This is a genomic window from Pseudomonas spartinae (genome assembly GCF_965197125.1).
Taxonomy (GTDB): domain Bacteria; phylum Pseudomonadota; class Gammaproteobacteria; order Pseudomonadales; family Pseudomonadaceae; genus Aquipseudomonas; species Aquipseudomonas composti_A.
Window position 1 is genome coordinate 1 of the sequence record NZ_CBDAMB010000030.1, and the last position, 1,677, is coordinate 1,677.

At 58.3% G+C, this 1,677-nt stretch carries 1 protein-coding gene; it reads right to left on the reverse strand.

What is annotated here, in order from left to right:
• Positions 1 to 172 precede the first annotated feature (172 nt).
• Positions 173 to 1,603 (reverse strand): IS1182 family transposase, encoded by a 1,431-nt coding sequence (locus tag ACN8M7_RS25890; protein WP_003123750.1) that lies wholly within the window; start codon positions 1,601 to 1,603, stop codon positions 173 to 175.
• Between the last annotated feature and the right edge of the window lie 74 nt (positions 1,604 to 1,677).

The window sequence follows — 1,677 nt, forward strand, 5'->3', positions numbered from 1 at the left end:
GGCCCAGACCGTGTAAAAACGCAGCAAGCGATGGCGATCAACTGCTGAGTGATTTTCTTAGTCCCAGGAGGCCGTGGGAGGCTCAATCAGGCGCAATCGGTGATTCTGATTGTATGGGCACTTCCGGCTTCGGCGCGCCTGTTGAGAGGGGGCAAGAGTCGTAAATCAGGCCTCAGGCCTTCATCGCTGCCATCAAGGCACCGCTGCCCAGCATGGTCAACACGCGTTTGAGGTTGTAGGCGAGCACATGCAGGCTCATCTCGGTACTCACCCGGTCGAGCGTCCTGGTGAGGAAATGGGTGGCACCCATCCAGCTCTTCAGCGTGCCGAACGGGTGCTCGACCGTCTGACGGCGGATCCGCATCATCTCGGGCGCTTGATCCAGGCGACTCTGCATCGCTTCGAGTACTGCTTCATGCTCCCAGCGGCTCACTCGGCGCTCTGAGCTAGGCGTACAGTGTTCTTTCAAGGCACAACCTTGGCAGTGTGAACTCCAGTAACGGTGCAGCTTTAGCCCTTTCTCGACGCTAGAGAAACGCCAGATCAGGCTTTGCCCAGCAGGGCATCGGTACTCGTTCTTTGCTGCGTCATAGATGAAATCACCTTTGCCGAAGCGGCCCGCCGCTGTCGCGCCCGAGGTCAGCGTTTTGGGCACGAAAACAGTGATTCCAGCCTCATGACAGGCGAGGATTTCTTCGCCTTTGAAATACCCTCTGTCCGCGACCGCCGAGAGTTCCTCGACACCCATGGCCTCTCGCGCCTGCTTGGCCATGGCGCTCAGCTGGTCTCGATCGACTCCGTCGTTCGTGACCTCGTGCGTCACGATCAGGTGGTGCTTCGCATCGACCGCTGCCTGCACGTTGTAGCCGACCATTCCGGTGCCACGCGTTTTCATCGAACGAGCATCGGGATCGGTCAGGGAGATCTGTTTATCCGGTATTTCGTTGAGCTGAACCTCGATCTCCTTGAGCTCCTGCAGCTTCGCTTTCAAGGTCGCGATCTTGTCGTGGAGGCGTTCGGCTTTGACCTGCGCCACGGCAGGTTCCTGACGATCAGCGGTATCCAGTGCGCTCAGGTAGCGATTGATGCTGGACTCGATCTCCTCCATTCGCCGTTGAAGCTTGGCGCTGGTGAAATTGCGGTCGCGGTTGTTGACCGCCTTGAACTTGCTGCCGTCGATGGCCACCAGCGCTTCAGAGAACAGGCCAAGCTGCTGGCACAGCACCACGAACTGCCGACAGACACCGCGGATTGCCTTGCCGTTATCTTTGCGGAAGTTAGCGATGGTCTTGAAGTCCGGCATCAAACGTCCGGTCAGCCACATCAACTCAACGTTGCGCTGAGCCTCACGTTCGAGACGGCGGCTGGACTGGATGCGATTGAGATAGCCGTAGATGTAGATCTTCAGGAGGTCGGCAGGATGGTAAGCGGGACGACCTGTTTCAGCCGGGACGACGCCGTCGAAACCCAGCTGGCCAAGGTCGAGTTCATCGACGAAAACATCGACCACCCGCACCGGGTTGGTGTCCGCCACGTAGTCATCCAGGCTCTCGGGAAGCAGCGAGCTTTGGCCTCGATGCTCTCCCTGGATAAAACGCTTCATTGACGTCCCCCCGCTGATTTGAATCGATCAAATCACAGCAAGGTCGATGCCAACGTTTTTACACAGTCTGGGCC

What these genes read in the sequence shown, in the direction of transcription:
- ACN8M7_RS25890 (WP_003123750.1), bottom strand. Translation starts at nt 1,603, where the DNA reads ATGAAGCGTTTTATCCAGGGAGAGCATCGAGGCCAAAGCTCGCTGCTT.